Source organism: Micromonospora yasonensis, from assembly GCF_026013475.1.
GTDB classification, from domain to species: Bacteria; Actinomycetota; Actinomycetes; order Mycobacteriales; family Micromonosporaceae; genus Micromonospora; species Micromonospora yasonensis.
This window is the reverse complement of sequence record NZ_JAPDPH010000330.1, coordinates 1-5,610: the sequence shown is the minus strand read 5'-3', so window position 1 is coordinate 5,610 and position 5,610 is coordinate 1. Positions and strand designations below refer to the sequence as shown.

7 protein-coding genes and 1 pseudogene are annotated in these 5,610 nt (G+C 75.1%); 5 read left to right on the top strand and 3 right to left on the bottom strand.

The genetic code is table 11. The annotated features are described in order from the left end of the window. Nucleotides 1-221 (top strand): annotated as a pseudogene (locus tag ONA70_RS34240) (hypothetical protein); the annotation flags it as partial. Here ONA70_RS34240 and ONA70_RS34235 read toward each other — a convergent pair. Together ONA70_RS34235 and ONA70_RS34230 are read right to left on the bottom strand one after the other, a co-directional pair. Then, the gene (locus ONA70_RS34235) at nt 185-889 is read right to left on the bottom strand and encodes a B3/B4 domain-containing protein (RefSeq protein WP_265010630.1); all 705 of its coding nucleotides are present in this window, start codon (nt 887-889) and stop codon (nt 185-187) included. The pseudogene ONA70_RS34240 and the gene ONA70_RS34235 sit on opposite strands and share 37 nt — an antisense overlap. A 10-nt stretch (nt 890-899) precedes the next feature. After that, complete coding sequence (locus ONA70_RS34230; protein WP_265010629.1) at nt 900-1,511, bottom strand: LysE family translocator; 612 nt, start codon at nt 1,509-1,511, stop codon at nt 900-902. 53 nt (nt 1,512-1,564) lie between these two features. On the opposite strand from ONA70_RS34230, the gene pdxR reads away from it, so the two are divergent. Beyond that, entirely contained in the window at nt 1,565-3,016 is a 1,452-nt protein-coding gene (pdxR, locus tag ONA70_RS34225) for a MocR-like pyridoxine biosynthesis transcription factor PdxR (protein ID WP_265010628.1), read from the top strand. 173 nt (nt 3,017-3,189) lie between these two features. Here pdxR and ONA70_RS34220 read toward each other — a convergent pair whose 3' ends face one another. Next, nucleotides 3,190-4,179 (bottom strand): helix-turn-helix transcriptional regulator, encoded by a 990-nt coding sequence (locus ONA70_RS34220; RefSeq protein WP_265010627.1) that lies wholly within the window; start codon nt 4,177-4,179, stop codon nt 3,190-3,192. A gap of 44 nt (nt 4,180-4,223) precedes the next feature. Here ONA70_RS34220 and ONA70_RS34215 point away from each other — a divergent pair, with 44 nt between their 5' ends. From ONA70_RS34215 to ONA70_RS34205, 3 genes are all read left to right on the top strand, one after another. Continuing rightward, a complete protein-coding gene (locus ONA70_RS34215; protein WP_265010626.1) occupies nt 4,224-4,700 on the top strand; it encodes a hypothetical protein in 477 nt (158 codons plus the stop codon). Then, entirely contained in the window at nt 4,700-5,155 is a 456-nt protein-coding gene (locus ONA70_RS34210) for a hypothetical protein (protein WP_265010625.1), read from the top strand. The genes ONA70_RS34215 and ONA70_RS34210 overlap by 1 nt, the downstream gene beginning before the upstream one ends. Nucleotides 5,156-5,165: 10 nt before the next feature. After that, nucleotides 5,166-5,610, top strand: a 445-nt coding sequence (locus tag ONA70_RS34205) for a hypothetical protein (protein WP_265010624.1), incomplete at its 3' end; no start/stop codon positions are given.

Sequence of the window (5,610 nt, the reverse complement as noted above, 5' to 3'; positions counted from 1 at the left end):
TCGCCGACGAAGCGACCACGCTCGGCGTGCAGAGCGGCCTGGTGACCCCGCCCGACCCGCGCGGTGCCGCGGTGGCCCGGTTCGCCGCCAACGCCCGCCGGCTGCGCACCGGCGAGATCACCCCGGCCGAGTTCGACGAGCTCATGGCGACCGACGACGAGGACCGCCGACACGACGAGCTGCCTCACCCGCCCGCCGGTGCGGCCGGCGCCAGCTCGTAGGCCGGTGCCTCGGCGGTGAGCACCGCGCTGCGGCCCGGTGCCGCCAGGACGTCGGTCAGCTCCGCCAGCATCCGGCGTACCGTCTCCGCCCCGCCGTCGTGCATCGCCTCGATCACCACCAGCACCTCGCGGGTGCCGTCGCGCACCGCCGACCAGCCGCTCTGCCGGTGCGTCCAGCGCCGCGAGTGCGCCCGCCCGGACGTGTCCGCGAAGATCACCTCGCCCGGCTCGGGGCGCTCCTCGTCGCCGCCGAGGGTCTGATAGCTCTCCCCGCCGCCGGCCGGGCGGACCGTCAGGTCGCCGCCGATCCGCTCGACGTCCAGCACGGCCACCGGCACCGCGTACCCGATGGACAGGGCGTTGCCCAGGTCGACCAGTGGGTGCAGTCGCGGCAGCTCACCCTCGCGGCGGACCCGGCGCAGCAGCGACTCGGCCGCGCAGCGGTAGCGGGTCGGCGGCAGGCCCATCCGGGCGAAGGCCCGCCGCCACGCCTGGATCTCCGGGAAGCCGCCCTCCGGTCCGGCGGCGAGGCGGGCCCGAGCCGTGTCGGCGTGGCGGGCGAGGAACCGTCCGAGGTCGACGGTGGGGTCCACGTCGCCGGCGTGCAGGACGCCGCAGCTCAGCTCGGGGAAGGTCGACCAGACCTGCGGGGAGTGCCGGAATCGCATGGGAGTCTCCTTATCGGGCGGTCAGGGCCAGGCCGAGGCCGAGGGCGAGGAAGCTGCCCGCGAAGCCGTGCCGCAGCAGCGTGGTCAGCCGGGGTCGGGCGAGGACGCGGCGGCGCAGCGTGCCGGCCAGCACGGCGAGCCCGACGAAGACGAGCAGCGTGACCAGCATGAAGACCAGGCCGTGCAGCAGCATCCGGCCGGGGGCCGCCGGCGCGTCCGGGGGCACGAACTGCGGCAGAAACGCCACGAAGAACACGGTCACCTTGGGGTTGAGCAGGTTCACCAGCAGGCCGTCGCGGATCACCCGCGTGGCCGGTCGGAGCGGGCGGGCCTCGTCGACCGCCAGCGGCGTCCGGTCGCGCAGCGCGGACCAGGCCATCCAGAGCAGGTACGCCACACCCAGCCAGGTCACCACCCGGAACGCCGGGGTGCCGGCGCGCAGCACGGCGGCCAGCCCGGTCACCGCGGCGGCCAGATGCGGTACGAGGCTGAGCGTGCCGCCGACGGCGGCGGCGAGACCGGCGCGCCGGCCCGCCGCGAGGGCGGTGGAGAGGGTGTACACCACACCGGTGCCCGGAGTGAGCACCACGACCAGCGTGGTCAACAGGAAGGCGATGGTCATGCCGTCCAGCCTGCGGCCATAATGGCCCGGTGGACAGGGCCAAAGCAGCGACAGTGGAGGAGTCCATAACGGCCGGTGTCGACTTCCTCCAGCTGGACGTGGGGGACGCCCCGCCCGGCGGGCGTGCCGACTGGCTGGCCGGACGGCTGCGGGCCGCCATCGCCGACGGTCGGGTGCCGGTGGGTGCCCGCCTGCCGGCCAGCCGGGTCCTCGCCGCCGAGCTGGGCGTCTCCCGGGGTGTGGTGACCGAGGCGTACCAGCGGCTGACCGAGGACGGCCACGTCGTCGGCCGGGGCCGCGCCGGCACGGTCGTGGTGGCCACCCCCGCCGCCGTGGTCACCCGCGCGCCGGCGTCGCCGGAACGGGTCGAGGTGTTCGCCGCCCGACCGGGCGCCGACGTCTTCGACGCGCTGCGGACCGCCCCGGCGGAGCTGGACCTGACGCCCGGCGTACCCGATCTGGCCGCCTTCCCCCGCGCGGCCTGGCTGCGGGCCGAACGCGCCGTGCTGCACCGCCTGGCGCCCGCCGACTTCGGGTACAGCGACCCGACCGGCACCCCCGCCTTGCGCCTCGCGGTGGCCACCTGGCTGGCCCGCAACCGGGGCATCCGGGTCGACCCGGCGGAGGTGGTGATCGCCGCCGGGGTGTCCCAGGCGCTCGGCCTGCTCGCCCAGGTGCTGCACGACGAGGGCGTGCACACCGTCGCCGTGGAGGACCCCGGTTCCCTCGGCGTACGCCAGCACCTGCGCAACTGGCGGCTGGACACCCCACCGGTGCCGGTCGACGCCCACGGGCTGCGGGTCGACCGGCTGGAGGCCACCCACGCCCCTGCGGTGATGCTCACCCCGGCGCACCAGTTCCCGACCGGCGTGGTGCTCGACGGGGACCGGCGCCGCCGGCTGCTGCGCTGGGCCGAGCGGGGCGGCCTGGTCATCGAGGACGACTACGACGCCGAGCACCGCTACGACCGGCCGCCGGTGCCGGCCCTGCGCGGCATGCTGCCGGACCGGGTCTGCTACACCGGCAGCGTCTCCAAACTCCTCGCCCCGGCCCTGCGGATCGGCTGGGTGCTGGTGCCGCCCCGGCACCACGCCGCCCTGGTGGCCGCCAAACGGATGGCCGACCTCGGCAACGCGGCCCTGCCGCAGCTGGTGCTGGCCGAGCTGATGGATTCCGGCGCGCTGGAACGCCACCTGCGGCTGCTGCGCCGCCGGCACGTACGCCGCCGCGACGCGATGCTCCGGGCCGTCCGCGACCACCTGCCCGGCGCGGTCGTGCACGGTGCGGCCGCCGGGCTGCACCTGCTGGTCACCCTGCCCGGCGAGGTGGACGACGTGGCGGTGGCCGCCGCCGCCTTGCGCCGAGGCGTCAAGGTGCAGCCGCTGTCCTGGCACGGCCAGCGTCCCCAGCCGCCCGGCCTGGTCCTCGGCTACGCCGCCAACCCGCCCGGCGACCTCGACCGCGGCCTCGCCACCGTCGCTGCCGCCCTCCGCGAGGCCACCTGACCCACCCCACCCTCCCCGCCCACCTCTCACCCGCCCCGCCCCGTTGATCAAGGACTTTGCGTCACCGAGGAGATCGACACCGACGCAAAGTCCTTGATCAACCGGGTGGCGGTGCCGCTGCGCGCGGGCGGCCGCCGAGCAGCGCGATGAGGCCTCCGGAGGGGCGCGGGCGGTCAGGCGGGCGGCGTCTTCTGGCGGTGGTAGAGGGCGGCTAGTGCCTCGGCGGTGTCGGCGAGGCGGTCGCGCAGCGCGGCGGGGGAGAGGACTTCCACCTCGGCGCCGAGCCGCAGCAGGTCGCCGTGCGCGTGGGTGAGTGACTCGATGGGTACGACCGCCCGGACCCACCCGTCGTCGTCGGGCGGCCCGGCGCTGGCGTCCACGGCGGCGACCACCGCGTCGCTGGCGATCTCCCGCAGCCGCTCCCGTCCGGGCGGGGAGAGTCGGATGGTGGCCTCGTCCCGGTGCAGCCGGGACCGGAACGCCACCACGTGCGCCCGCCACCAGCCGGGCAGGTCGAACTCGGGCCGGTCGAACGGCTCGTCGAGCGGGGTGAGGTCGAGGATCTGGTTGACCCGGTAGGTGGCCGGCTCGGGCCGGTCCGGCCGGGCGGCGACCACGTACCAGCGGCCGCCCTTGAGCACCAGGCCGTACGGCTCGAGCACCCGGGTCACCTCCCCGGTCCAGCTGCGGTAGCGCACCCGGATCCGGTGCTGCCGCCACACCGCCTCGGCCGTCGGGGCCAGGTACGGCGACGGGTCGCCGTCGGAGTACCAGCCGGGCGTGTCCAGGTGGAAGCGCTGCTGGAGCTGAGCGGCCCGGTCGGCGAGCGGTGCCGGCAGCGCGGCCCGCAGCTTGAGTTGCAGGGTGGCGACGACCGACTGGTAGCCCAGCTCGGCGGCCGGCCCGGGCAGCCCGGCGAAGAGCAACCGGTCGGCCTCCTCGGCGGTGAGCCCGGTCAGCCGGGTCCGCCAGCCGTCGACCAGCCGGTACCCGCCGGCGTGGCCGGCCTCGCCGTACAGCGGGATGCCGGCGGCGTGCAGCGCCTCGACGTCCCGGTAGACGGTACGCACCGAGACCTCCAGGCGGTCCGCCAGCTCCGCGGCGGTGAGCCGGCCATGGGCCTGGAGCAGCAGCAGGATGGACAGGAGACGACTGGCCCGCATTCTGCTGACAGTAGCTGTCAGGGGAGGCGTCCTACCGTCCCGGTATGGCCTTCCACGACAAGGAACTGACCGTGCCGGGGACCGTCGAGGTCACCGGCCGGCACGTCAAGCGCTACCACATCGACCAGCCCGACCGGCGGCTCGAACCCGCCGTGGTCGAGGCCGCGTACGCGTACCTGCCGAAGCTGCTGCCCGGGCCGGACGGCGGCACCCCGCCGGCGAGCTGGGTGGTGCTGCACCGGGGCGCGGACACCGGCGCCTACCTGCTGGCGTACAGCTGGTTCTGGGACAACGTGGTGGAGTGTCGGATCGCCATCGCCGGCCAGCCCGCGCTGGACTGCCCGGACGACGACCCATCGCACTTCGTCCCGGTGGACCGCCCCGGCGTGGGCTGCGTCTGGGAGCTGGGCGTGCTGGAGCACGAGCGGACCGCCTGGATCCGGCACGTCCTCGCCCCGGACCGACCGGACCTGGCGGGCTACCTGGCCGACGTCCGCGCCGAGGGGCCGGTGGGCCGCTGATGGGCGACTTCGACTTCCTCGCCGGCAGTTGGGACGTGGCCAGCCGGCGGCTGACCAAGCGGCACGTCGGCAGCGACGACTGGGACGAGTTCCCCGGCACCACGGTGGCGCACTCGTTCTTCGACGGCGCCGGCAGCTTCGACGAGATCCGCTTCCCGACCCGCGGCTTCTCCGGGTCGACGGTCCGCATCCGCGACGCCGAGACCGGGCTCTGGTCGATCTACTGGATGAACAGTCGCCGGGGCGTCCTGGAACTGCCGCCGGTGGTGGGTCGGTTCGTCGACGGCGTCGGCACCTTCTACGGCGACGACACCGACGAGGGGCGGCCGATCCGGTGCCGGTTCATCTGGTCCGGGATCACGCCCACCTCGTGCCGCTGGGAGCAGGCGTTCTCCGTCGACGGCGAGCGCACCTGGGAGACGAACTGGATCATGGAGTTCGCCCGTACCGGCTAGGGTGACCGGGGTGAGGCGATGGAGACGGGTCGATGCCTGGACAATGCGGCGGCAGGTCGTCGCCGGGGTGGCCATCCTGTACGGCAGCCTGGCGCTGCCCGTCCTGTTGGCCGGGATGATAACCGAGCTGGCCGCCGGACGGCTGACCGTCCGTCAGCCTGGGCCGATTGCCGTCGCCGTCGCGGTGACCGTCGCGGTTCTGCTCGCCGCGGTCCGGTTCCACCTGGTCGGCATCTACTACGGCGAGCGTGGGCTGCTGATCCGGCACCTGCACCGCTCCCGGCTGTTGCCCTGGCCGGAGGTGACCGGTTTCGACGTACGCCCGATGGCCGTCCTCTTCGGCCTTGAGGGCCGGCAGCAGGCCGCCTGGGTGCTGACCCGGGACGGAGCCGTGGAGACGCCCGTGCGGGCGCGCGGCCCGGTGCGCCAGCTGGACGGCCGGAGCGGCCCGGCGC